Below are 1712 nucleotides of genomic sequence, written 5' to 3'. Positions count from 1 at the left end.
TCCGGCGTCCGCACCACCTGCGCCTCGAACAACCCCACCACCGAGGAGCCCACAACCTCTACGGCAGTGTCATTCCACCCCACCAACACCCGCTCACGCTCAGCGGCATCCATCACATCCACCGCACTCAGCCGAAGTTGCCGATCTTCGGCCACTGCGGCAAGCACCCGGCCGAAGCAGGCCACCACGCGCTCGACCGACTCCAGCTCGAACAAATCGGCCGCCGCCACCACCGCGCCGTACAGCCCCGCCGGAGCCCTGGTGGCGTCGAAGGCCTCCCTGAGACCGACCTCCAGGTCGAACCGCGAGACCGTCGCCCCGGCCGACAGCCCATCGGCCTCGATCCCAGGCAGGTCGAGCACGGCGTCCGTCGTGTTCTCCAGCGACAACGACACCTGATACAGCGGGTGCCGCGAGAGCGACCGCGCCGGGGCCAGCTCCTCGACCAGCTTCTCGAACGGCACGTCCTGGTGGGCGAACGCCGACAGACTGGTCTCGCGCACCCTCCCCAGGACGTCGGCGAACGTCGGGTCGCCGGACAGGTCGGTCCGCAGTACGAGGGTGTTGACGAAGAAGCCGACCAGGTCGTCGAGCGCCTCGTCGGTGCGGCCGGCGTTGGCCGTGCCGATCGGGATGTCCGTGCCCGCGCCGAGTCGGTTCAGCAGGACGGCGAGGGCGCTCTGCAGCACCATGAACATGGTCACGCCCTCGGCACGCGCGATCTCGGCGAGCCGCGCGTGCACGGCTGCCGGGATCTCCAGCGGCACACCGTGCCCACGGTGGCTGACGACCGCGGGCCGCGGGTGGTCGGCCGGAAGTTCCAGCTCCTCCGGGACGTCGACTAGTTCCTCACGCCAAAAGGCGATCTGACGTGCTGCCAGGCTCTCCGGGTCTTCTCCATCGCCCAGCAGCTCACGCTGCCACAGCGCGTAGTCCGCGTACTGCACCGGCAGCGGCTCCCACTCCGGCGCCCGTCCCGCACGTCGCGCCGCGTAGGCGTCCGACAGGTCGCGGGCGAGCGGGCCCCTCGACCAGCCGTCGCTGGCGATGTGGTGCGTCACCACGACAAGGACGTGATCGTCCGCCCCGGCCCTGAACAGCCAGCTACGGAAGGGAATTTGCCTTGCCAGGTCGAATGTGTGGCCGAACGCGGCAGAGACCGCGTCCTCCAGGCCGGCCGGTGCGACCTCGAGGACCTCCAGCTCCCACTCCAGGTCGTCGAGACCCATGATCCGCTGGTACGGCTCGCCGTCCACGACCGCGAACACCGTTCGCAGCACCTCGTGCCGACCGATGACGTCCCGCAGTGCGGCGTTCAGCGCCTCGCGGTCGACCTCACCGGTCAGCCGCAACGCCACCGGGATGTTGTACGACCCGCTCGGGCCCTCCAACTGACTGATGAACCAGAGGCGTTGCTGGGCGAAGGACAGCGGCACGAGCTTCGGACGCTCCATAGCCGTGAGTGCCTTCCGGGCCGTCTCGGCGCCCGTGAGCCGGGCGGCGAGGTCGGCTGCCGTCGGGGCGTCGAACAGGGCACGGACCTCCATATCGACGCCGAGCGCCGCACGGATCCGGCTGATCAGGCGGACGGCGAGGAGGGAGTGGCCGCCGAGGGCGAAGAAGTCGTCCTCGACGCCGACCTCGGACACCCCCAGGACCTCCGCGAACGCCTCGCACAGCACCCGCTCCCGCTCATTCGCCGGACCACGCCC

At 70.1% G+C, this 1712-nt stretch carries 1 protein-coding gene; it reads right to left on the bottom strand.

What is annotated here, in order from left to right:
* Positions 1-1682 (bottom strand): condensation domain-containing protein (locus AAW14_RS39260; protein WP_265569247.1); only part of this gene is annotated, 1682 nt, incomplete at its 3' end.
* Between the last annotated feature and the right edge of the window lie 30 nt (positions 1683-1712).

This window comes from Streptomyces hygroscopicus (assembly GCF_026168105.1).
Classification (GTDB): Bacteria; Actinomycetota; Actinomycetes; order Streptomycetales; family Streptomycetaceae; genus Streptomyces; species Streptomyces hygroscopicus_D.
This window is presented reverse-complemented; position numbering and strand designations above follow the sequence as displayed.